This is a genomic window from Thalassobacillus sp. C254, assembly GCF_001310615.1.
In genome coordinates this window covers 45,739-69,362 of the sequence record NZ_BAXQ01000002.1, presented here as the reverse complement: position 1 = coordinate 69,362, position 23,624 = coordinate 45,739, and the positions used below count along the sequence as shown (strand labels likewise).

General features: G+C 41.7%; 16 protein-coding genes and 11 pseudogenes. 6 read left to right on the top strand and 21 right to left on the bottom strand.

The genetic code is table 11. The features are described 5' to 3' along the window. Window positions 1-6 precede the first annotated feature (6 nt). From JCM19033_RS02860 to typA, 11 genes and pseudogenes are all read right to left on the bottom strand, one after another. A pseudogene (locus JCM19033_RS02860) lies at window positions 7-785 on the bottom strand (enoyl-CoA hydratase). Then, a complete protein-coding gene (locus tag JCM19033_RS02855; RefSeq protein ID WP_054635204.1) occupies window positions 786-1,670 on the bottom strand; it encodes a 3-hydroxyacyl-CoA dehydrogenase family protein in 885 nt (294 codons plus the stop codon). Between the two features lie 68 nt (window positions 1,671-1,738). Beyond that, window positions 1,739-2,302 carry a TetR/AcrR family transcriptional regulator gene (locus JCM19033_RS02850; RefSeq protein WP_054635203.1) on the bottom strand — a complete coding sequence of 188 codons (564 nt, stop codon included), beginning with the start codon at window positions 2,300-2,302 and terminating at the stop codon, window positions 1,739-1,741. 56 nt (window positions 2,303-2,358) lie between these two features. Then, window positions 2,359-3,992, bottom strand: a pseudogene (locus tag JCM19033_RS02845) (long-chain fatty acid--CoA ligase). A 63-nt stretch (window positions 3,993-4,055) separates the two neighbouring features. Beyond that, window positions 4,056-4,834 (bottom strand): annotated as a pseudogene (locus JCM19033_RS02840) (SDR family oxidoreductase). Between the two features lie 52 nt (window positions 4,835-4,886). After that, a pseudogene (locus tag JCM19033_RS02835) lies at window positions 4,887-6,120 on the bottom strand (acyl-CoA dehydrogenase). A gap of 298 nt (window positions 6,121-6,418) precedes the next feature. Next, window positions 6,419-7,270 carry an alpha/beta fold hydrolase gene (locus JCM19033_RS02830; RefSeq protein WP_054635202.1) on the bottom strand — a complete coding sequence of 284 codons (852 nt, stop codon included), beginning with the start codon at window positions 7,268-7,270 and terminating at the stop codon, window positions 6,419-6,421. 75 nt (window positions 7,271-7,345) lie between these two features. Further along, complete coding sequence (locus JCM19033_RS24930; protein WP_269757937.1) at window positions 7,346-7,471, bottom strand: hypothetical protein; 126 nt, start codon at window positions 7,469-7,471, stop codon at window positions 7,346-7,348. A 68-nt stretch (window positions 7,472-7,539) separates the two neighbouring features. Then, on the bottom strand, window positions 7,540-7,860 hold the full coding sequence (locus tag JCM19033_RS02825; protein ID WP_054635201.1) for a hypothetical protein: 321 nt from the start codon (window positions 7,858-7,860) through the stop codon (window positions 7,540-7,542). Between the two features lie 346 nt (window positions 7,861-8,206). Further along, window positions 8,207-8,560: a YlaH-like family protein gene (locus tag JCM19033_RS02820; protein ID WP_054635200.1), complete on the bottom strand. Its 354-nt coding sequence runs from the start codon at window positions 8,558-8,560 to the stop codon at window positions 8,207-8,209. A gap of 43 nt (window positions 8,561-8,603) precedes the next feature. Then, a complete protein-coding gene (gene typA / locus JCM19033_RS02815; RefSeq protein WP_054635199.1) occupies window positions 8,604-10,451 on the bottom strand; it encodes a translational GTPase TypA in 1,848 nt (615 codons plus the stop codon). A 353-nt stretch (window positions 10,452-10,804) separates the two neighbouring features. Between typA and JCM19033_RS02810 the strand changes: the two genes are divergently transcribed. Continuing rightward, window positions 10,805-11,017: a DUF5325 family protein gene (locus JCM19033_RS02810; protein ID WP_054635198.1), complete on the top strand. Its 213-nt coding sequence runs from the start codon at window positions 10,805-10,807 to the stop codon at window positions 11,015-11,017. A gap of 24 nt (window positions 11,018-11,041) precedes the next feature. On the opposite strand, the pseudogene JCM19033_RS02805 reads toward JCM19033_RS02810, so the two are convergent. Together JCM19033_RS02805 and JCM19033_RS02800 are read right to left on the bottom strand one after the other, a co-directional pair. Continuing rightward, window positions 11,042-11,827: pseudogene (locus JCM19033_RS02805) on the bottom strand (inositol monophosphatase). A 163-nt stretch (window positions 11,828-11,990) separates the two neighbouring features. Then, on the bottom strand, window positions 11,991-12,179 hold the full coding sequence (locus JCM19033_RS02800; RefSeq protein WP_054635197.1) for a hypothetical protein: 189 nt from the start codon (window positions 12,177-12,179) through the stop codon (window positions 11,991-11,993). A 272-nt stretch (window positions 12,180-12,451) separates the two neighbouring features. Here JCM19033_RS02800 and JCM19033_RS02795 point away from each other — a divergent pair. Beyond that, window positions 12,452-13,095 (top strand): annotated as a pseudogene (locus JCM19033_RS02795) (YktB family protein). Window positions 13,096-13,137: 42 nt separating this feature from the next. Here JCM19033_RS02795 and JCM19033_RS02790 read toward each other — a convergent pair. Both JCM19033_RS02790 and JCM19033_RS02785 read right to left on the bottom strand, forming a co-directional pair. Next, a complete protein-coding gene (locus JCM19033_RS02790; protein ID WP_054635196.1) occupies window positions 13,138-13,416 on the bottom strand; it encodes a UPF0223 family protein in 279 nt (92 codons plus the stop codon). 15 nt (window positions 13,417-13,431) lie between these two features. Then, window positions 13,432-14,394: a nitronate monooxygenase family protein gene (locus JCM19033_RS02785; RefSeq protein WP_054635195.1), complete on the bottom strand. Its 963-nt coding sequence runs from the start codon at window positions 14,392-14,394 to the stop codon at window positions 13,432-13,434. A gap of 176 nt (window positions 14,395-14,570) precedes the next feature. On the opposite strand from JCM19033_RS02785, the pseudogene JCM19033_RS27900 reads away from it, so the two are divergent. Continuing rightward, window positions 14,571-15,618 (top strand): annotated as a pseudogene (locus tag JCM19033_RS27900) (aminotransferase class I/II-fold pyridoxal phosphate-dependent enzyme); the annotation flags it as partial. A gap of 147 nt (window positions 15,619-15,765) precedes the next feature. Further along, window positions 15,766-16,041: pseudogene (locus JCM19033_RS27895) on the top strand (arginine decarboxylase); the annotation flags it as partial. Between the two features lie 44 nt (window positions 16,042-16,085). Here the strand turns inward: JCM19033_RS27895 and JCM19033_RS21865 are convergent. From JCM19033_RS21865 to JCM19033_RS02765, 4 genes and pseudogenes are all read right to left on the bottom strand, one after another. Next, window positions 16,086-16,214 (bottom strand): GapA-binding peptide SR1P, encoded by a 129-nt coding sequence (locus JCM19033_RS21865; RefSeq protein ID WP_083465239.1) that lies wholly within the window; start codon window positions 16,212-16,214, stop codon window positions 16,086-16,088. A gap of 334 nt (window positions 16,215-16,548) precedes the next feature. Next, complete coding sequence (locus JCM19033_RS02775) at window positions 16,549-16,842, bottom strand: DUF3055 domain-containing protein (protein WP_054635194.1); 294 nt, start codon at window positions 16,840-16,842, stop codon at window positions 16,549-16,551. A gap of 71 nt (window positions 16,843-16,913) precedes the next feature. Then, on the bottom strand, window positions 16,914-17,444 hold the full coding sequence (locus JCM19033_RS02770) for a hypothetical protein (protein ID WP_157049715.1): 531 nt from the start codon (window positions 17,442-17,444) through the stop codon (window positions 16,914-16,916). Window positions 17,445-17,771: 327 nt separating this feature from the next. Next, a pseudogene (locus JCM19033_RS02765) lies at window positions 17,772-18,547 on the bottom strand (polysaccharide deacetylase family protein). Window positions 18,548-19,027: 480 nt separating this feature from the next. Between JCM19033_RS02765 and JCM19033_RS02760 the strand changes: the two are divergent. After that, window positions 19,028-20,520, top strand: a pseudogene (locus JCM19033_RS02760) (BCCT family transporter); the annotation flags it as partial. Here the strand turns inward: JCM19033_RS02760 and JCM19033_RS27890 are convergent. Then, window positions 20,425-21,118 (bottom strand): annotated as a pseudogene (locus tag JCM19033_RS27890) (transposase); the annotation flags it as partial. The pseudogenes JCM19033_RS02760 and JCM19033_RS27890 overlap by 96 nt on opposite strands. Window positions 21,119-21,624: 506 nt before the next feature. Between JCM19033_RS27890 and JCM19033_RS02755 the strand changes: the two are divergent. Further along, window positions 21,625-22,014, top strand: coding sequence for a thioredoxin family protein (locus JCM19033_RS02755; RefSeq protein ID WP_054635192.1), 390 nt, complete (start codon window positions 21,625-21,627; stop codon window positions 22,012-22,014). Window positions 22,015-22,210: 196 nt separating this feature from the next. Here JCM19033_RS02755 and lpdA read toward each other — a convergent pair whose 3' ends face one another. Continuing rightward, window positions 22,211-23,623 (bottom strand): dihydrolipoyl dehydrogenase, encoded by a 1,413-nt coding sequence (lpdA, locus tag JCM19033_RS02750; protein ID WP_054635191.1) that lies wholly within the window; start codon window positions 23,621-23,623, stop codon window positions 22,211-22,213. Window position 23,624: the final 1 nt, after the last annotated feature.

The window sequence follows — 23,624 nt, the reverse complement described above, 5'->3', positions numbered from 1 at the left end:
TTTCTATTATCGATGCTCAAATACCGGCTTTCTTTTTTCAATAAAGGCCTGTACTCCTTCTTTAATGTCTTCTGTCTGGAACACTTCTTCAAACAGTTCTGCTTCCTTTTCTAATCCATTGTATAACCCTGTTTCCACTCCTCTGTCCACCGCTTCTTTAATCCGTGAAAGCGATTCAAGGAATAGCCGGCGATCTTTGAAGCCATTTCTGTTGCTTTCTTTATTCCCTCTCCTTCTGGTACCACATGGTTTACGAGTCCAAGCTTTACCCCTTCCTCAGCTGTTACCGGCTCCCCTGTGAACATGAGTTCCTTTGCTTTAGCTTCTCCAATCAGTCTTGGAAGGCGCTGGGTGCCTCCACCTCCTGGAAACAGCCCAAGCTTCACTTCAGGAAGGCCGATTTGCGCATGAGACTCTGCAATTCTTATATCGCAGGTCAAAGCTAATTCGCAGCCGCCCCCAAAAGTCAGGCCGTTTAAAACGGCTATGGTAGGCTTAGGAAGGAAATCGATCTGGTTCAGCATTTGGTGGGTTTTCATTACGTCTTCCTTCATGCCTTGTTTACCGATGGATTCAGGAAACTCCTTAATATCAGCTCCTGCCATAAAGGCTTTCTGTCCTGCGCCTGTAAGAATCACAGCAATGATCTCCTTGTCACGTTCCACATCAGTAAATACTTCCCCAAGCTCTTTGGTGACCTGCTGATTCATAACATTTAATGGAGGGTTGTCAATTGTGACAATGCCTATTCCTTGTTCTTTTCTAAGACTTACAGTTTCACCCATTTATTGCTTCACCTCGGTTTTTGAATAATCATACCAGCCTTTTCCAGTCTTTCTTCCCAGCTCTCCAGCTTTTACTTTTTCCTCAACTGTTTTTGCCGGTTTATCTTTTGGGTCTCCCGTTTCTTCGAAAAGCTGCAAGTTTGCGTAGTAACCTACGTCTATTCCTGACAGATCTGCAATCTCAAAGGGCCCTAATGGATGACTTAACGCCTTCTTACAAATAAGATCAATATCCTTGTAATCAGCGTAGCCTTCCTCATACAGAGTTATGGCTTCCTTAGATAAAGCAAATAACAGGCGGTTTGCAATAAATCCATAAATCTCTTTGTGAAGCAAAACTCCTGTCCGTCCGATTTTCTCGCAAAGCTCCATTGCAAGCGCCGCTGTTTCCTCGGATGTTTGTTCACTTTTGACCACTTCCACACAGTCCATCACAAGAGGAGGAAAGAAAAAATGCATATTGCAGACCTTGTCAGGCCTTGCAGTTACCACAGCCACCTTGGAATTAACGATTGTTGAACTATTTGTCGCAAGGATGGCATGGGAAGGGGCAATCCGATCCACGTCCGCAAACACCTCACGCTTAACATCCAGCTTCTCAACCACTGCTTCTATTACCACGTCAGCTTGTCCGGCTGCTGTTTCCAGACTGGTAGTAAAATGAAGATTCGAAAACGCCCGGTTCTTCCCTTCTTCGGTTATCTTTCCTTTCGTCACCCACTTAGCCATAATGCGCTGTAATTCAGCTTCAGCTTTGACAAGAGCTTCTTCTTTTACATCCTGCAAGTGAGTTTTGTACCCCGCTAAGGCAAACAACATGGAAATTTGATGCCCCATTGACCCAGCACCCAGTACAGCAATGTTCTTTACATCCTCTGCTTTCATTTCCTCCACACCTTCCCTTCGTATACTGACCAGTTAGTATGTTTGTGGCAGAAAAGGACTAATGTCCTTTACGTTTCGATTCCATGAAGAATCATATCAATGTAGATACGTGCTACTTCTTGATCTGAAAACTCCCCTTCAGGATTAAACCAGTTATAGCTCCAATTGCACGCTCCCAATATACCAAGAGCGACTATTTCGGGATTGAGGTCTTTACGGAACTCACCTTCTTTAATACCGGCTTTAATAACATCGGTCATTCCTGTTCTGATTTGGTCACGTTTTCCTTTAATGAATTCTAGGTTTTCTTTGTTCAAATGACGCATTTCCCGAAAAAAGACTCTAGCGTTCGTTCCTTGCGTTTCTATGTTTCGTAAAAGCATATATACAAGCTCATAGACCTTGGCCCGGTTATCCAGTGTCTCATTGCGAAGGATTTCATGCTGCTGGGTTAAGAGCCTTTCCATGTAATCCAAATGAATGTTCATGAGGAGCTGTTCTTTGCTTTGGAAATAATAATAAAATGTCCCTTTTGTCACTCCGAGACAGTTTACAATATCCTGAATCGACGTATTGGAAAAGCCAGCTTTTTCAAAGAGAGCAATGCTTGTTTCATAGATTTTCTGCTTCATAAAGAACCCCTGCCTCTTATTCTTTTTTACACGTAGTATAGCACACTCATCAGGCACTACAGGGGGCTTTGTTTTTCTGCTGCTTGTTTTCTCGCTTCTTCTTTAATCGCTCGGCGCAGTATCTTTCCTACATTGGTTTTTGGCAGCTGCTGTCTGCTCTCAATGTAGCTTGGCACCTTATAGGCCGCCATATTCTGTCTGCAAAATGAGATCAGTTCTTCTTCTGTGGCGCTTTTGCCATCTTTAAAAACAACCACGGCTTTCACGGCTTCTCCCTTATATTTGTCCGGAATCCCAACGGCCACAGCCTCCTGTACCGCTTCATGCTCATACAGGACTTCTTCGATGTCTCTCGGGTAGATATTGTATCCGCTTGCAATAATTAAATCCTTTTTCCGATCAACAATATAAAGATAACCATCTTCATCCATCTTCCCAATATCTCCCGTATACAGCCAGCCGTTCCGAAGAGCTATGGTGGTTTCTTCAGGCATGTTCCAGTACCCTTTCATCACCTGGGGACCCTTAATGATGACTTCCCCTGTCTCACCAGCCTTCAATTCCTTTGTCCCTTCTCCTAAATCTACAATTTTACATTCAGTAGAAGGAAGAGGAATTCCTACACTTCCTGGTTTTCTTTCGCCAAAGGACGGATTAACATGGGTTGTGGGAGAGGTTTCTGACAGACCATACCCTTCAAGTATGGTGGAGCTTGTTTTATTTTCAAAGGACCTCATCAATTCTAAAGGCATCGGAGCGCTCCCGCTGTTGCATACTTTAATGCTGTCGATTCCATAGCTCTCTGCCTCAGGATGACTGTTAAGGGCTACGTACATCGTTGGAACTCCCGGAAATGAAGTGGGCTGCTCTCGTTTAATCGTCTCAAGGACTTCTTCCAGTTCAAAACGAGGGAGCATAACGCTGAGTGAACCGGAATAGACTGATAGATTCATGCATGCCGTCATTCCGAATACGTGAAACAAAGGAATTACAGTTAAATACCTTTCTTCTCCCTTCTTTAGATCATGCTTAAAGACTCATAGGTTTGTGTCAGATTCGCGATAAGATTCCTGTGAGTAAGCATCGCTCCTTTTGAGCGCCCTGTTGTGCCTCCAGTATATTGTAAAACTGCTGTATCTTCTTCAGGGTTGATCTTTGGCGGCTCAACCTTATCTGTTCCAGAAGCCAGAAAGTGGGAAAATGGAATATAATCCTCTTCTTCTGATCCTTCCTTCCCCTTCAGGTCCACAGTTACAACCTTCTCTAATGATAGACTGTCTTGAACCTTTTCAAGTACAGGAAGAAGATCCTTATATATGACAAGTACTCTTGCACCAGAATCATTTAAAATGTGGGTCAGCTCCCGGCCTACCAGCATTGGATTAACCTGCGTGACCACAGCACCGGCGGTAAGGATGCCATAATAGCTGATAACATATTGAGGGCAGTTAGGAAGCATAATCGCCACTCGGTCCCCTTTTTTTATTCCTTTTTCCTGAAGGGCGGAAGCAAAGGCAGAGGTTCTGTACTGAAGCTCTTTATAAGTCATTGTCTGTCCATAAAACGACAACGCTTCCTTTTCCCCATATTTTCTTACAGTGTCCTGCAGCATGTCTGGAAGTGAAATCTCAGGTATATCAACTTCATGCGGGATATCTTCAGCATAATGCTTCAGCCATACGTTTGGCATATCAACCACCTCCATGAGATTCTAACCACTGTCTGGTTTAAAGGCGCCTTTCCCGTGATTTGATTAAAGGGCATTCATTCCCCCGTCTACAGCTATCGTTTCCCCTGTCACGTAATCTGAGGCTCTGGAAGCCAAAAACAATGCTGCTCCCATTAAGTCCTCGTCTCCTCCTAACCGTTTCAAAGGTGTTCGTTCAATAATCATTTCTTCCCCTTGTTCAAGAAGACCTTTTGACATTTTTGTTGGAAAAAACCAGGAGCAATGGCATTCACATTAATATTATCCGGACCTAACTTGGCAGCCAGGTCTTTCGTGAAAGTAATCACTGCACCTTTGCTTGCATTGTAGCCGATCGTGTCCATAAACCTGGGATCAGATCCGTTTAACCCTGCCACAGAAGCAATATTAATGATTTTCCCTCTTTTGCGCTCAATCATATGTCCAGCTGCAGCCTTTGACATAAGGAATGCACCTGTGACATTTACATTCATTACTTTTTGAAAGGCTTCGAGTGGCATCTCAAGGAAAGGAGCTCCCCAGGTTGCGCCACTATTATTCACCAGAATATCAATCGAGCCAAATTCCTTCATCGTTTCTTCCACCACATGGTTGACTTGCTCTTCATTTGTGACATCACAAGCTAATGCAAGAGTTTTCACCCCTTTCTCTTTGCAAAGTTCAGCCACTTCTTCGCACGCGTCTACCTTTCTGGAACAAACGACAATATTAGCTCCGGCATCCGCAAAGGCAAGAGCCATTTGTCTGCCAAGACCTCGTCCTCCCCCGGTGACAATGGCTGTCTGGCCCTGTAATCCAAATAAGCTTTCTATTCTGCTATCCATAATCAACCACCCTTAGGATGAAATTTTTAAAAGTAAACGGTTACATTTCCCTTCACAAAACCTCCTGCTTTCGTTTCGTGCGTTGTTCTTTTAACTCCAGCCTGGCGATTGACCTTCTATGGACCTCATCGGGGCCATCAGCCAACCGTAATGTTCTAATGCCTGCAAAAGAATTAGCTAATGGAAAATCTTCGCTGACCCCTGCTGCGCCTAATGCTTGAATTGCCCGGTCAAGAACCTTCAAAGCAATGTTTGGAGCTACAACCTTGATCATGGCGATTTCTTTTTTGGCTACTTTATTTCCAACTTTGTCCATCATGTCAGCAGCTTTCAGCACAAGAAGCCTTGCCTGTTCAATTTCTATCCTGGAATCTGCAATCCATTCTTGAATGACCCCTTGCTCAGCAAGTGTCTTTCCAAAGGTAACTCTGCTGTCCACTCTCTCGCAAAGTATTTCTAATGCTCTTTCTGCAGCCCCGATTGTTCTCATGCAATGGTGAATCCTGCCAGGACCCAGTCTGCCTTGAGCTATGGCAAACCCTTTCCCTTCCCCAAGCAGAATGTTTTCCTTAGGTACCCGGACATTTTCAAAGGTGATTTCTGCATGACCATGAGGAGCATCGTCATACCCAAATACCGGGAGCATTCGTTCTACTTGAATTCCTGGTGTATTCATAGGCACCAGAATCATGGATTGCTGTTCATGCTTCGGTGCATCCGGATTGGTTTTCCCCATAAATATGAGGATCTCGCAACGTGGATCTCCCGCTCCGGAAGACCACCATTTTCTCCCGTTTATTATATATTCATTTCCGTCTTCCCGGATATCAGCTTGGATATTGGTAGCGTCTGATGAAGCGATATCAGGTTCTGTCATGCAAAATGCAGATCTGATTTCCCCCTCCAGTAGCGGCTTCAGCCACCTTTTTTTGTGTTCTTCACTCCCATACCTGACCAGCACTTCCATATTACCGGTATCCGGCGCATTGCAATTAAAGACTTCAGGAGCGATAGCTGATCTTCCCATGATTTCACATAAAGGAGCGTATTCAAGGTTTGTGAGCCCAGACCCAAGGTCACTTTCAGGTAAAAATAAATTCCAAAGCCCTTTTTCTCTTGCTTTTTTTCTTTAATTCTTCCATAATTGGGGGTATCGAAGAAAAACGGCCTCCTTGATTATTTAACTGTTCTTTGTAGGTTTGTTCATTTGGATAAACATAACGTTCCATAAAATCCTGGATTTCTTTTTGAAGATATTCTACTTTTTCGCTATAGGTAAAGTTCATTTTCTTCCTCCCTTCATACTAACCGGTCAGTATGTTTAAGCCATAAAAAATAAACCTATGAAATTAAGTTTTCAAATTTTAACAATTAGGTTCTCTTTAAATATAATGTCTGGTTGTAAAAAAATCAATATATTATTTAAATTTTCTAACTATTAAATTTTTCATCAGCTTGCTTGCTCTTGTTATTAAACAGCAAAACTCTCTACTTCTTCATGTTATAACCTAATAAAAAAGGCTGTTGAGAAGTCTTTCTCAACAGCCTTTCTGCCTCCATGCCAAAGGTAATTGTTTTCCACTATTAAAACTCTGTTATCAGTTTATTAATAAGCTCCGGCTGTTCATGAAGGATCCAGTGAGTAGAATCTCCCACTAGAATTAACTCACCATCCAAGCAGTAATTCATGCTTTTCTTTGCTGATTTCACAGTCAAAAAGTGATCTTCGATGCCCCAAATCATTCTCGTAGGGACTGTAACATCCGGAGATGTGATAGTCATCCCCTTACTAAATATTGCCCGATACCAGTTTAGCATGGAAGAAATCGCTCCTGGAGGCGACCATGCATCTTTGTAGTAGTCCATATCCCCAGAGGAAAACGTGCCAGGTTTACTTGAGGAATACATTGTTTTCTCCAGTGTTTTATAATCGTTTGCCTGAAGTAATTTTTCCGGCCATGAAGGAAGCTGAAAAAACAGCATGTAACTGCTTTTTGCCAGTTGGGAAGGGTGGCAGGCCATCACAGCTGGCATAACACTTGGGTGAGGGATGTTAATAGGTATAAATTTTTCCACGTATTCTGGTTTCGTTGCAGCAAGATACCACCCTACAGCTCCTCCCCAATCATGACCAATTATGACCGCTTTTGTTTTTCCGAAATAGTTTATGAGACCAATAATATCATCTCTTAATAGATCTATAGAATAATCCTCTACTTCAGGTGGCTTGTCGCTTAAATTATAACCACGCTGATCAGGTACTACTACCCGGTAGCCTTGCTTGGCCAAAGGCTCAATCTGATTTCTCCACCCATACCAAAATTCCGGAAAACCATGGAGAAGGATAACGAGAGGGCCATCTGCCGGACCCGCCAAAGCTACATGGAGAGTAATTCCGTTCACCTTCACAAACTTAAACTCTACATCTGCCGCCATACTCCACACACCTTTACTGCATAATGAAAAGGGCGGCTGTTACGCCGTCCCTTTTTTGCTTTCTGTCGGCCGTGCTTACGCTATCGTTTTGACCTTCACCCATTTTTGATCATAAGAGCTAATATTTAAAGCTTCACAAATAAGATCTATAGAAATACCGAGATCTGAAGCGAGCATTACTTTTGCTAAATCTATTGCCACCTTTTCATCATCAAAAGGGGTAACCTCTACTTCGACACTAAGATTATAAGAGCCTCCCAGGAAAAAGGTTACTTCTTTTTTTCACAACCCTTGTTTTCTTCGGTAATTTCCTTCTCATCTGTTTTTCTGTGTCTATCTGCTTCCACCCACTGTGACTTAATCATTCTCTGTAAGGTATTTTCGGTAAACTCTCCGACAATTTCACATCTGCCATCCTTTTTATCTTCAACAATAATGCGCAGTGAACCGTTAGTCCATATCCAGCAGCAAGATCCTTCGTGAGCTTTATTGTCCTCTTTATCAAAATGGGTTAAACAGCTGAATCCATTTTCTTTGAGCTCGGAAAACGTCTTAATTTCCGCAAGCATGGGCTTTATTTGATTATGCATCGGAAAACACCTCGCACTCTTTAACCAACGTACTTATTAATTACCCTTTTTTCTGCTAAACTATTCCTTACATCATTATGCCTTGTTTTACCTTTTTTTCTGGTCGATAAGTTGACACTAAAATTCCATTCCCATCTTATGAGTTGACAAACCTGTTTTCTTCTTAAATTAAAAAAGACTTCATTGAAAATGCTTCAAAAGCACAAAAAGATACTCAGTCAAGGGTCCGCCCACCAGAAAACGTACGCCATCGCTAAATTTATTGCATTTACTCCCCCATCATTTTGTTCTGGCCGGTGGAAGCTGGCTGCAGAAAAACAAAAAACTGTCTTCTGCAACGTATACGTTACAAGAAGACAGTTTCTCTAGTCTTATCCTTCAGTTTCTTGTTCTTTCTTGTGGCTCGAAGCCTGATCTTATATGTTCCCAAAACAGCTGCTGCAATTAAGAGTGATTCTACAATCGGCATACCAATTGCAAAGATCGTTAAAGGTAAGGCACCTGCTAATAAAGCAGCATAAACAATCACATTTTTCAGGATAGGAAGTTTGCGTGCAAATCCCAAATTAAACACAAGGATACAAGTAATCACTACGGCTGCATATAAGGCCCAGAAACCAAACACAGGATTTTCGTGCACTTGTAATAACCCGGCAAACCAAGAGAGGTCATCTCTGGTCACATTAACCTCTTCATTCATCTTCCATTCACCTCACAGCGACACAATACGGCTGCAAACATTCTTAGGTTAAGAATTTTTCTTTTGCAAGCTTTTTTCTTTTTTCTTCACGTTCTCTCATGCTTTTATCTAATATTTTTTTACGAAGACGGATGGATTCTGGTGTAACCTCACAATACTCATCTTCATTTAAATATTCAAGAGCTTCTTCTAATGTCAGAATTCTTGGGCGCTTCATTGTAACGGTGCTTTCTTTAGTAGCAGAGCGAATGTTGGTCTGCTGCTTTAATTTCGTAATGTTTACCGTTAAATCATTATCCCGGTTATGCTCCCCTACAATCATGCCTTCGTAGATTTCTGTTCCGGGCTCTAAAAACAGAGTTCCACGGTCTTCTACTTGGAGCATGCCATACGGAGTAGCTTTTCCTGTTTCCATAGAAACAAGAACGCCCTGGCGCCGTCCTCCGACTTGCCCCTGGGCAACCGGCTGATAACCATCGAAGGCATGATTTAGTATTCCATATCCTTTTGTCTGTGCCATAAACTCAGTAGTGTAGCCAATCAATCCACGAGATGGAATAATAAAGTCCATGCGTACTTGTCCATCACCTTTGTTGACCATATCAATCATTTCACCTTTACGCTCACCTAATGACTCCATGACTGCTCCGGTATAATCTTCAGGAACATCAACTTGAGCTCTTTCTACAGGTTCACAAAGTACTCCATCCACTTCTTTGATAATTACTTCAGGCTTTGAAACTTGCAGCTCATAGCCTTCCCGTCTCATATTTTCAATAAGGATGGATAAGTGCAGCTCACCTCTCCCGGAAACTTTCCAGACTTCAGGTGATTCTGTATTTTCCACACGAAGGCTGACATCAGTTTCAAGCTGAGTTTTTAATCTCTCCTCAAGCTTTCGGCTTGTTACATAGCTACCCTCACGCCCGGCAAATGGGCTGTTGTTTACAAGGAAGGTCATTTGCAGGGTCGGCTCGTCAATTCTCACCGGCTCTAATGGTTCCTGGTGCTCTACAGGTGTAATTGTTTCACCAACATTAATATCTTCCACACCTGCAATTGCAATTAAGTCTCCAGCTTTAGCTTCATCAATTTCCATACGCTTTAGACCCATAAAGCCAAACAGCTTGGTGACACGGAAATTTTTCGTGCTGCCGTCACGCTTAATAAGTGTTGCCTGATCTCCTGTTTTGATTGTTCCGCGAAAAACTCTTCCTACCCCGATTCTTCCAAGGTAGTCATTATAATCAAGCATCGTGACCTGGAACTGAAACGGCTCACTGCTGTTATCTTCTGGAGCAGGAACGTTTTCGACAATGGTCTCAAACAAAACCGTCATATCATCATCCTGCTTTGCCGGATCAGCACTCGCTGTTCCGTTTATCGCAGAGGCATATACTACTGGAAAATCAAGCTGCTCTTCATCCGCACCAAGCTCAATAAATAAGTCCAGTACTTCATCTACTACTTCTTCTGGTCGAGCCGCATCTCTGTCGATTTTGTTTAGAACTACCAGGGGAGTCAGCTTTTGCTCCAGAGCTTTTTTCAATACAAAACGTGTCTGAGGCATACAGCCCTCATAAGCATCAACAACAAGGAGAACGCCATCAACCATTTTTAATATGCGTTCTACTTCCCCGCCAAAATCAGCGTGTCCAGGTGTATCCATAATATTGATTCTTGTATCCTGGTACCGGACTGCTGTATTTTTTGCCAGAATTGTAATACCCCGTTCTCTTTCTATATCATTGTTGTCCATGGCCCGTTCGTCTACCTGCTCATTTTCTCTGAACGTGCCGGACTGTTTCAACAATTCATCAACAAGTGTAGTTTTCCCATGGTCTACATGGGCAATAATCGCTATATTGCGTAAATCTGTTCGTACATCCATTAGTTATTAATCGCTCCTCATTCGTACAAAATTCCTCAACTGTATCATTATAGCACACGGTGGAAATGTATTCAGCAAATGATGAATGTTTTTCCTTATCTGCTGCCGGGCCTTTTATAAGATTCACCCAAAAAGCCTGCACAGGACCTCCCTCTCCCCGGTACATGCATGACCTCTTATTTCTTCACACCGCTTTTATTTTCTTTCAAAACACGTTACACTAAACACATAAACATTCTTCTATGGTCTGACTGTTATGCAACCCGGGTACATATTTTACTCCCCATTGGCCGGGCACCTTTTTTACCAGACCTTTGAATTAATGAATAAAAAAATTCAAAGCAGGTGAAAAAATGACAAAGTCAAAATGGATTTTCTTATCCTTAGCTGTTCTTGCTACTATAGCCATTATGGGTTTTGGAGTAGCAGTGGCAGAAAGAAGTTTTCTTATTGCTCTTGTTTCCTTTGTCGGTCTTTATTTTTCTTTTAAATACGCTCGTGTGGTCAGAAACAGCTTGGAAGACGATAACTCTATGGAAGAAGAAGCTGCAAAAAAAGTGGAGTAGCCGTGAGGCTCTCCACTTTTTATATTATTGTGCCGACACATAGGAAATCAGGTCTTCATGTATACCAGGGCGTGCAGCAATGAGTGAACTTATACCTAAAAGAGGAAGCTCTTCTCCGTCGAAGGAAGTAAGCAGGGCTCCCACTTCTTTTAATATGACTGCTCCCCCTGCATAATCCCAAGGAGATAAACGGAAACTGACATAGGCATCAAGCCTGCCGGCTGCCACATAAGCGAGTTCTATCGCCGCAGATCCGTACGAACGAATTCCCCGTACATCTTTTACCAACCTGTGAAGGATCCATCTTCAACGCTCGTTTCCTTTAACAGCCACCTTGCGTTTAAGCCCACAATCGATTCATTTATGTTGCCTTTTGTTAACGATTGAAGAGGGGAATCATTCAGGTAAGCTCCCTCACCGTTTACAGCAGTGAAGCATTCATCATCCATCACATTATAAATAATGCCAACACGTTCCTGTCCATTTTCAAAAATCCCCAGGGAAATTGAAAAATTATACTTTTGGTGGACAAAATTTGTTGTTCCGTCAATCGGATCAATAATCCATATTATTCCTTCCGTGGACGTTAGCTCATCACCTCTTCCCTCTTCCCCAAGAACAAGGTGAGCAGGGTAATGATTTTTATTTTATCAGTCAAAAACTGTTCAATTTCATGGTCCATCTGTGTGACTAATCATTGGGGTTGGATTTAGCCTGTACATCAAGAGGGTTGTTTAAAGAGCTCCTTAATATGTCTCCGCTTTCTTTAATCCACATTTCAGCTTCTATTTTTACCTTATTCCACTCCATAGATTTCATGGTCTCCCCTCTATTCTCTTTCTAGTATGTATTGTTCCTTATTATGCCATAAATTTATGTAACGTAATAGAGAAAGGCTTACTTGTCCTGTCAGAAACCTTTAAACCAAAAAAAAGCAGGCTCTCTGCCCGCTTTGTATCTTTTAATTCTATTTTCACACTTCTAGTCTGATTAGTTCTTTGCGAAGAATCTCAAGCCGGTTCTTGCACTCTTTCATCGCGTCAAGATCTTCTTCGAGCATGGCATCATGTAAAGTTGCGAGTTCATAATCAATTTCTAGACGCAGAACAGGAATACGTTCTTCAGCATCAGTTCTTTTGAATGTTTGAATCACTTGTTCCATGGTCATCCACACCCCTTTTTTCGTAATATAATCTCTAGAAAACTGAAAAAATTATATTACTGATTCATTTAACTAAATATTCTGAAATATTTATTGTTATCATTGTATCATACTTTTCGAAAAATTCAAACGAATCTCTCAATAAATATTTTCTCTCTTTCCTTTTAGAAGCGGACTCCAGCTCCTTCATTTCGACTCCTGTCCCTATTTATTTGCTTTAGCTGCTGCTAAAAAGCTATTATAAAAAAGAATAGAATACTTGTAAGGAGGTTTTGAATGATGACTATTCAAGGCTTTACAAAAAAGACTTCGATGTTTTTACCATTGACGGGCTGGATGAAAGAATGGAAGCAATCAAAAGCACGGTGCGCCCTAAACTTGAAGCTGCAGGAGAATATTTTGCTCCGGCTATTTCTTCCATGACTGGCGACGAAATGTTCTTCCATGTGGCAAAGCACGCCAGAAGAAAAGTTAATCCTCCTGATGACACATGGGTTGCTTTTGCTGATAATAAAAGAGGCTATAAAAAGCTTCCTCATTTTCAAATAGGGTTATTTGAAAGTCATCTTTTTGTGTGGTTCGCTGTAATTTATGAATCTCCAATTAAAGGTGCTTTGGCAGACCAGTTGTTTCAAAAGGAAGAGATACTACATAATATTCCAGACCATTATGTGTGGTCAATGGATCATACAAAACCAGACGCGGAACTTCAAAAAAATCTTTCCGTCCAAGACAGACTAACCATGATTGACAGGCTGAAAAGTGTAAAAAAATCTGAGCTTTTGTGTGGTATTCATTTAAATCGAGATGATGAAAGAGTGCAGGACGGGGAAAACTCACGCAAGTGATCGAGGAGACATTCGAAACCGTTCTGCCTCTTTACAGAACCGCTAAGGAAGTACATGCAAATAGCTGACAAACCTAAGGCAAGGGAGAAGTACGATCCCTTGCCTTTCTCTTATCTTACTTTCACTTTCGTACCTGGCTCAGTCTTTCTCGCAGTCTGAACCGCTTTCCAGCAGGAAACTCCTGCCTCCTGGTCAAATTGACGAAAAAGCTGTTTTTCCTCACTTTTAGAAGGCACAATCTCTTTAAATCGATTGTATAACGCTAAAATATCTTCTCTGTAAACGGCATTGAAGTGAGCTTTTTCAATAATATGAAAAAAATTAACTACATCAGCTACCTCTTCCTTTGACCAGTCCATTGAGACCGGCATGGGGATGTTTGTTTCCATATCCAAAAAACCTCCTTAGTCCTTCCCCCATTTCAGCCTTATATCGGATGCTTCATTTATGATGCGGTCAAAGAGCTCCTTTACACTGGGACAGTCATTTATTCTTCCCATAACCTGGCCTGCCCAGCCAAAGCCTTCTTTTTCCTTCCCCTCATAAATAAAATGCTTATTTGCTTCTCCGCTTATAAGATCTTTTAAGGCTTCATAGGAAGGCGATACCTTTTCGGTTTCTAGTATTTTATCCGTCCATACGCTTTTTAATGCCCGGGCTGGCGCACCTATTGAGCGCTTAATCACCACGGTATCACTTTCCGTTCCGGTCATCAAGGCTTGTTTATAGGCTGGGTGGGCATGAACACATTCTTTCGTAGCTATAAACCTGGTCCCCATTTCAATGCCTTCCGCTCCAAGCGCTAAAGAGGCCATTAATCCCCTGCCATCGCCAATGCCACCTGAAGCAATAACTGGAATGGACACACTGTCAACGAGTTGAGGAATAAGTACCATCGTTCCTGTATCGTGCTTTCCTAAGTGGCCCCCTCCTTCCTGCCCTACAACCATAACGGCATCTGCACCAAGTTCTTCTGCTTTTTCCGCCTGTCTTCTGGCTGCCACAAGCACCAGTTTGTTTACCTTCACACCTTCCAGGAAAGAAAAAATAGGAGCCGGGTTTCCCCCTGTCATTGTAATAGTCTCTACTCCCTCCTCAACGGCGGCTTCAAGCATATGTTCAAATGGGCGGCCATGCTGGCCAATGGCAAAGTTGACACCAAAAGAACCGTCCGTTTTTTCTCGTACTTTCTTGATCTCCTCTCGAAGTTCCTTGGGAGATGAAAGAGACATTGCCGTAATTTGTCCCAGTCCTCCCGCATTTGACACTGCTGCCGCTAGATCAGAATAAGCTAAGTAAGCCAGTCCTCCTTGTACAATAGGATACTTAATATTAAGAAGTTCAGACACTCTCGTTTTCCATTCCATTTTATCTTACTCCTTTCTCCCTCAAGTTCCGTTGTTTTTGTTGAGTCTAGAGCATACAATATGTCTTTTTTCGATTCATACCTTCTTATATCCTTTTTTAATTTTCAATACCTGACGTTTTTTGATATAATCTCATTGTTTTAAGTCATGTTTTTACTATTTTCAGGGGGTTAACGATGAGTTCGCAATGGAAAACACCTTTATTTACTGCACTGAAAGACCATGCCGAAAAAGAACCCGTTCAATTTCACATCCCGGGTCACAAAAAAGGGAAAGGAATGGACGAAGAGTTCAGTTCTTATATAGGGAAAAATGCTTTATCTTTAGATTTAATTAATATTGAGCCGCTTGATGACCTGCACCATCCCATGGATCATTGATGATGCACAGCAGCTTGCCGCTGAAGCCTTTGGTGCCGATTACACTTTTTTTCTATACAAGGGACAAGCGGCGCCATTATGACTATGATCTTGTCCGTGTGTACTCCAGGCGATAAAATCATCATTCCTCGAAATGTTCATAAATCAATTATGTCTGCAATCATTTTTTCCGGAGCCGTGCCAATTTTTATCCATCCAGAGCTTGACGATCAGCTAGGTATTTCTCATGGAATTACAACCGAGGCAGTGGAAAAGGCTCTGAGCCATCATCCCGATGCGAAAGCTCTTAGTCATTAATCCCACTTATTTTGGGGTAGCAGCAGATTTGGCATCTATTGTTGAGATTGCCCATTCCTACGACGTTCCTGTTCTCGTAGATGAAGCTCACGGTGTTCATATCCACTTCCATGAATCCCTCCCTTTATCCGCCATGCAGGCAGGAGCTGATATGGCGGCAACGAGTGTGCATAAACTGGGAGGTTCCATGACCCAAAGCTCCGTCCTTAACGTGAGAAAAGGCCTTGTCTCTCCTCAAAGAGTGCAATCCATTATGAGCATGCTGACAACTACCTCAACATCTTATCTTCTCCTTGCTTCTCTTGATGCAGCAAGAAAGCATTTAGCCACTCAAGGAAGAGATCTGCTTGAAAAGACGATGAGACTGGCGAATCAAACTCGCAGCTCGTTAAATGAGATTAAAGGGATTTCCTGTACTGATTTTTCCAATAACAATAGCAAAGCTGTCCATTCATTTGATCCAACAAAGCTGTTAATCTCTGTTTATGATCTAGGAATAACCGGATACGAAGCAGAATTATGGCTGCGTACTCATTATAATATCGAGGTTGAACTTTCGGATCTGTATAACATTTTATGTATTGTGTCTTTTGGTGACAGCGAGAAAGAGACATCTTTGCTCGTTAAAGCAATACAGCGTATGTCCCTTGAAAAGGAAGCAGTCCATAAAGAAACAGAAGTAACTTCTCTTTCTCTCCCTGATATCCCAACGCTGTCCATGCTTCCTAGGGATGCTTTTTACACAGATACAGAATTGATCCCTTTTTATGAAACCGCAGGAAGAATTATTGCTGAGTTTATTATGGTTTATCCGCCTGGGATTCCAATTCTTCTGCCCGGCGAAATTATTACAGAAGAAAACCTAATCTACATTGAAAAAAACATGAAAGCAGGCCTCCCTGTCCAAGGACCCGAGGATCCAAGCCTGCAAAAAATTAAAGTTATTAAAGAGCACAAACCAATCATATAAATAAAAAAAGAAGGCTATGTAAAAGCCTTCTTTTTATATATGTGTTATTTTTTTGTGACTTTCTTTGTTTCACATTTCTCACAGTCACTGCTCACCGCGTAGAGAGTGGCCACCTTTTCTCCATCAAAGTGCTCAATTGTACGATTACAAGTTTGGCAAACGATGATTCCCATTGAACCCATCTCCTTTTTGAAAGCGTTTAATGTTTTGTTACTATTATATTATTATGTCACATTAAAAATGTCAACAATAAATTGTATAACACATTTATAGTAAAATACCTAATTAATAAATTTATTATTAGCAATAGGTTTAAAAAAGAGGGACTCCTTTTGGAAGTCCCTCTTTTCTGGTATTAAATTCTTGATATCTTTAGGTCACTTACATACGCACCGGTTTACTTATATAATTACCACTAGACTCGTTATCATGTTATTAGAAAAGCCCCTCAGCTCTTTTCACTCCTCATACGACCGTAAGATGACCTCTTTGGCTGCCATGTCTGAATTACTTGGGCTGAAGTCTAGTGGATGGCAGAGATTCCTTTAAATACGCAGCCACTTCTTCTCCTGCCTTCCTGCTTGATAGTTGAAAAGCGAGCTGTATATTGCCTGAGCTCAAAAGATCTTCATCACCGAGCAATGCGGAACGCCCCGTTTGCATACAAACGACGAGAGGCTTTCCAAAAAACATATTTGTGTAGATAACTCCAAAGTCATAACGTCCTTCTGAGGTGGCCAGCCCCACATAAGTGACATTAGCTTGTTCTTGTTCCTCATACAAATAGTTTGGAAAATTCATGTAAGCCCCTCCTTTGAATGTATAATTTTTCTTCATTATAAAAGGAGACAGGAACAGCAACTACAAGTTTGTCACTTTATATACCACCTTTTGTTTATTTTCTTCATAAATAAAATAAAACAGAGCAGACCTGCTCTGTTTTTGTAGCGCTCAGGAAGCGTTTCGTCCTTGAAAACGAGGTACCCTGGATGATAAAATCTGCTGACTTCTTCCATGAACAGTAAGTCTTCTTCTTCTATCCTGTATTTTCCGTGGGGAACTCCAACGATAAAGATACCAAGAAGCTGGCAGCCTTTATAAAAGGGTGATAATAAGTAATGCTTATCTATCTCATAATAAACGGTAATGGATCCCCTGATAGCACAAAGGCTTAATGGTTTGTGGCCAAAAGGCACAGAAGCTGGCATATGCCACGCTTTACCGCTGCAATTCTTCACAAACTCATTCCAATGATTCTCATATATTGCACAGCAGAAATCCTCCGGCAAGCTGTCAAAGTTGTAGACAATACGGCTGAAAAAATCATCCAGGGATTCAGCATAATCAAAGGAAAGACCGATTTCCATCCTTAACTCATCTAATATTTCAGGCTTGTTCATCATTCCCCTCCCCCGCTTACGTTAGCTTATATCTATGCTTCTCCTTGATTTCTACCGATAGAATAGCACAAAAGAAAACCCTTGAGGAGGGAAATTTTCACTTTCGTCAATACTATAAAAAAGTTCTTTTTATTCGACGTTCTTTGATATATTTTTCTATCAGCTATATACCTTTTCGCAAAAAAAAAGAACTGCCTCATTACTTCATTTTTTAGAAGGCAATCCTTTTTCCTTTATATGTTTCATTCCGCACGGAAGGAATAAAACTACCGGCGCGTTATCCATTTTTGCTGTAATCACTTCTGCATTGTCACGCACATTTTATTTTCATTACTCTTCAATTTGGTCAGGATGGACAAAACCATAGCCTTTTTCTTCAAGGCCAAGAACAATATCCTCTAACGCTTCCATAGTCCACTCTCTGTCATGCATCAACAAGTTTGCACCGTCTCTTAACAGTTCGGTTTCTACCATTATTTCTGCTAAAGGTTCTGGTTCTGTATAATCAGCTTCCCAATCATAACCATACGTCCAGTTCATTAGAATCATGTTCTCTTCTTCCACAACTTCTCTGGCATGGTCTGTATTCACACCATGAGGAGCACGGAAGTACTCTGGCCGTTCTCCAATGATATCTTCAATGAGATCGTTTAATTCCACGATTTCCTCTGTCTGTTCTTCTTCACTCACATCGTCAAGCTTTTGATGATTCATTGTATGATTGCCAATGGCAAAGCCATATCGTAGATAGCTTCCAACTGCTCCTCTCCTTCTCCGCTTTGAAGAAAGTGGCCATTTACAAAAAAGATAGCAGGAGCATCAAGTTCATAAAGGATCTCAGCCATTTCCACCCCATGATTATCAGGAGCATCGTCTATTGTTAGTAGTACGACTTGTTCATCGGCATCATTCACAGGTTCAAGAGACCAGTCATTTTGGTTTACTGTATAGCTTCCTTCATGCTCAGCAGCCTCTGCATCCCCCTGATCCTCTTCTTCGTTCAGAGCCTCACTTCCCGGATCTTCATCCACGCCCCCGCCTTCTTCCGTCTCCTCAATATCAGCCGTCTCATCATCCGTTTCCTCGATATTGTTTTCTTCCGGCATTTCTTCCTCAACTTCCTCCACATCGGTTTCAGTCTCCGTACATGCCGTAACTGTTAACGCTAAAGCAAATATTCCTATGTATTTTTTCAAATAATTCCCCTCCAGATCCGATTTATGTTATGTCCTAAGTTTACCAAAATTTGTGGAAATTGTGGAAAGAGAAACCTTCTTTTTATGACATGAAATTCATTAATATAACAAAGACTAAAGGAAATGTTTATTTCCAGCAATGGAAGGGTATGGCTCAGATAGTCAAAAAGTAGGAGCCATATTACTGTTGCATACAGTTTTGTTCATGTTATAATGTGTACCGGCGCTTATGTGCGGTAAGGTTTTTTTAAAGATTTCCAATTCAATTTCACTTATCATGTTCCATGGAAAAAAGGATGCTTTCTAGGTCTTGAGTAATAGAAATTATTTCCATTTTTAACACTAGATGTATCCCTCTAAATTTGACTTGAAAGGTGGTTTTTCTTTTTTATGAAGAAGCTGACACCCGTGTTTCTTATTTCCCTGGTGATTGCTCTCGCATTTATCCTTTGGGGAGTCATTGCACCAGATAACGTAGAAATGATCACTGGGGAAATCCAAGGATTTATTTCTACACAGTTAGGCTGGTTTTACTTACTGGCGGCCTCAGGCTTTTTGCTTTTTGCCCTGTTTCTTATCGTCAGTCCTTACGGCAAAATTAAACTAGGTAAGCCTGATGAGGAACCAGAGTACAATTACTTAACTTGGTTTTCTTTTTTATTTACAGCGGGTATGGGAATCGGACTTGTATTCTGGGGAGTGGCAGAGCCTCTTTACCACTTTTATGGACCCCCAACTCAAGAGCCGGAATCAAATGAAGCAGCCGCTGCCGCATTACGCTATTCATTTTTCCACTGGGGGCTTCACCCGTGGGCAATTTATACTGTCGTAGCATTAGCCCTTGCATACTTTAAGTTCCGTCACGATGCTCCTGGGGTATTGAGCGCAGCGTTTAAACCTTTATTAGGAGATCGCATTAACGGCGGTATCGGTACAACAATCAATGTTATTGTGGTATTTGCCACGATCTTTGGTGTTGCTACTTCCCTTGGGTTTGGTGCAGCTCAAATGACAGCTGGGCTTGCCCACTTATTCGAGCCTATTGTTAATGACACGTTTACTCAATTAATGGTGATCTTAGGTGTTACAGTGCTTTACATGGCTTCTTCCATGACAGGCATCAACAAAGGGATTCGAATCCTAAGTAAGACGAATATTATTCTTGCGATAGGTTTAATGCTCTTCCTCCTCATTGTAGGGCCGACTGTATTTATCATGAATGTATTTACACAAACGCTTGGAAGCTACATTCAAAACTTGCCAAGTATGAGCTTTAGCTTAAACACATTCACTGGTGATTCGGCCTGGGTAGAAGATTGGACAGTTTTCTATTGGGCATGGTGGATTGCATGGTCACCTTTTGTAGGTACATTTATTGCCCGTGTCTCCAGAGGAAGGACCATCCGTGAGTTTGTTGTAGGGGTACTTGCAGTTCCTACGTTATTTGGCGGCTTATGGTTCTCTGTTTTTGGAGGAACGGCTATTGATCTGGACATTAACCAAAATGGACTTGTTTATGACATTATGGGCGAGCAAGGAATGGAAGTCGCCTTGTTCTCTGTATTGGAGCAATTCCCGTTAGGACGGCTATGTCTGTACTTGCTGTGCTGCTGATTATGTCGTTCTTTATCACATCTGCAGACTCTGCGACATTTGTGCTCGGCATGCAGACAACAAACGGCAGCATGAATCCGCCTATATCTGTTAAAGCTGTATGGGGTATTATTCAATCCTCTGCTGCTGCAGTGCTGCTTTTATCAGGCGGATTGGCAGGCCTGGAGACTGCACTAATTATCGCGGCCCTGCCCTTCACCATCATTATGATCTTTATGGTTATATCGATGCTGAAAGCTTTGAAAGCTGAAAAAGCCGCCCTTCAACAACAAGCAGCTGAAGGAGATCGGACGCCAAGGCTTAAAGAAGAGCGCAAAAAGTTCAGGGAAGAAAAAGAACGCCTGCTCCGTGATATTGAGGAAATGAAAAAAGAAAGAGTAGAAATGAGAAAAGAAAGAGAAGAATTTAAAAAAGAACGAAACGCTTATAAAAGAGAAAGAGAAAGAGAAAGAGACAAAGATAAATAAGAAAAGAGGCTGGGACAAAACAGTCTCTGAAATTAATAAAAGGTGCCAGTTATCGATTTTCGATAACTGGCACCTTTTTGTTGATCAGAAATGGGATGATGGGGCTTACGGGCAGTATACTTTCTCAAGTTCACCGCCATTAATGCAAATCCTATTTCGTTTTTCACCTGTTTTTTTCTCTCACCAACATTTGGGCGAAACGCAAATTAGCCTTCAGAAATCCGAAGGTTGCCTCAACATCGAACTTACGCTTTCCTTAGATCTCACCGGTTTCTTCCTCTGAAAGCATTTCTTGAATATAGACTTTTTGATTTTCCCACTTCTCATTATAATGAACCTTGAGGTTATTTCCTTCCTTGGCTTTCGTACACTGAGAACAAAGTGGACATTCAAAACAATCTAAACCTTAAAATTACCTTCAAACCTTACCTGTTCTTGTAGAACAATCCTGGTCAAAGATCCAATTACTTACGTTGATTGTTCACACATCACGAGACGCCTGCGGGAAAAGCAAGAGCTGAAGATCCGCCGGGGCGATTTTCCACGGCTAGCTGAAGCCTTGCCCGCGGCATAGAAGACACCGTGAAAGCGAATGAAATGAAGCTGAACGGCTGTCGCACTTGTGCCTTTAGGTGCAAGCGAGTGTATTTTTGAACAATCAACTGTTTAAAATATCCCCTATAGTAAAAAGCCCTCACCGACGGTGAAGGCCCTTCTATTTAGCTGAGTTCTGTCCCAGCCTCCTTTGACATTCTAATCCTATAGGTGAGAAAAGCCTCGTAACATGTAACATGAGACACCTTAATATTTCTTTTTGGTTACAAGTTATGGTTTAACGTTTTAATCCACCAGCTTCTGGTAATACAATAGTAGAAATACAGCATGTTACTAATGGGGGTGGAGAGATTGAGGGTCTTATGCCGTTTTTTCATTATTGTTATATTGTTAGGATTATCCGCATGCGTGTCTTTTTCTGAAGCCGAAACCTCTCCCCCCTATTCATTAAATAAAAATGAGAAAATCACACTTTTCTTTTCCGACGAGAACAACCTTGAAAAAGAATCTCCCTACTACGATGCCTTACTTACCTTACAAAATAACTTTGATGACCAGAAAGTCATTATTATAAATTCCTCTGAAGAAAAGCTAGTTAACTCTTTTGATATTCAAGAGTTCCCTACTCTGTTAATAATAAAAGGTGAAGAAGTAAAAGGAAGCCTTTCTGGATTTCAAAACTATGAAAAGATTGAAGCCTTCCTTCAGGAAGTCATTTTACCTTCTAATGAAAGATTCTAGAATAAGCTGGATACTCACCTAAGTAAACTAGGTTCCAAATATTGTCTGAAGCTGAACCGATGTCGTACTTGTGCGTTTAGGTGCAAGCAAGTTTATTTTTAACAGGCAACTATTAAAACTGGAAACAAAAAAGGCTCTCACCGGATGGTGAGGGCCCTTCTTATTAGCTGGGTTTTGTCCCAGTCTTTGCGTACTATTACTTAATGTGAATTGGTGTTCCAAGAGCTACTTCAGCTGTTTCCATAGTAATCTCACCAAGAGTCGGGTGAGCATGAATGGTCATAGCCAGGTCTTCAGCTGTCATACCTGCTTCAATGGCAAGGCCAGCTTCAGCAATCATATCGGATGCATTTTGACCTGCAATTTGTGCTCCAATGACCAGCCCGTCTTCCTTACGAGTAACCAGCTTTAAGAAACCATCTGTTTCATTAAGTGAGAGGGCACGACCATTTGCCTGGAATGGGAATTTAGAAGCTACTGCATCGTAACCAGCTTCTTTTGCCTCCGCTTCTGTATAACCAACACTTGCAAGCTCTGGCTCTGCGAACACAACCATCGGAATTCCAAGATAATCGATTTCAGATGCTTCACCTGAAATGGCTTCAGCAGCGATTTTCCCTTCGTAAGATGCTTTATGAGCAAGTGGAGGACCGGCAATAACGTCACCGATTGCATAGATGTTAGAAGAGCTGGTACGGCACTGCTTATCTACTTTAATCAAGCCTTTTTCGTCCAGCTCGACTCCGATTTGCTCTAATCCAAGCTCATCAGAATTTGGACGGCGTCCTACCGCTACAAGAACATAGTCTGCATCAAACGTCTTTTCCTCACCTTTTACTTCAGCTGTTACTTTCACGCCATCTTTTGTTTCCTCGGCAGACTTAGCAAAAGCTTGTGTTTCAAACGTAACGCCTTTTTTCTTAAGGTTACGCTGTACAAGCTGTGCCATTTGCTTTTCAAACCCGCCTAAGATGCGCTTTTCACCTTCAAGAACCGTTACTTCGCTTCCTAGATTAGCATAAGCACCAGCAAGCTCAATTCCGATATAGCCTCCGCCGATAACGACCAGCTTATCAGGAACTTCATTTAAATTAATAGCGCCTGTGGAGTTAATAATACGGTCGCTGAATTTAAAATTAGGAATTTCAATTGGGCGGGAACCCGTAGCAATAATACAATTCTTAAACTTATAGGTCTGTGAGCCATAGCCATCCTCTGAAGAAACTTTTACTTGGTCACTATCAGAGAAATATGCCTCTCCTTTTACAAGGTTAACTTTGTTCCCTTTTAAAAGGCCTTCCACTCCGCCTGTAAGCTTATTAACAATCCCGCTTTTCCATTCTTGTACTTTGGAAAAGTCTAAGCTTACATTTTCAGCAGTGATACCCATGTCATCGCTGCCTTTTGCATTATGGTAGCGGTGGCCGGCTTCGATTAGTGCTTTTGATGGAATACATCCAACGTTTAAGCACACACCGCCTGTGCTTCCCTTTTCAACTACTGTTACCTTTTGTCCAAGCTGAGCTGCTCGGATTGCTGCTACATAGCCTCCTGGTCCGGAACCTATTATCAGCGTGTCTACTTCTTCTGCGAAATCACCTACAACCATG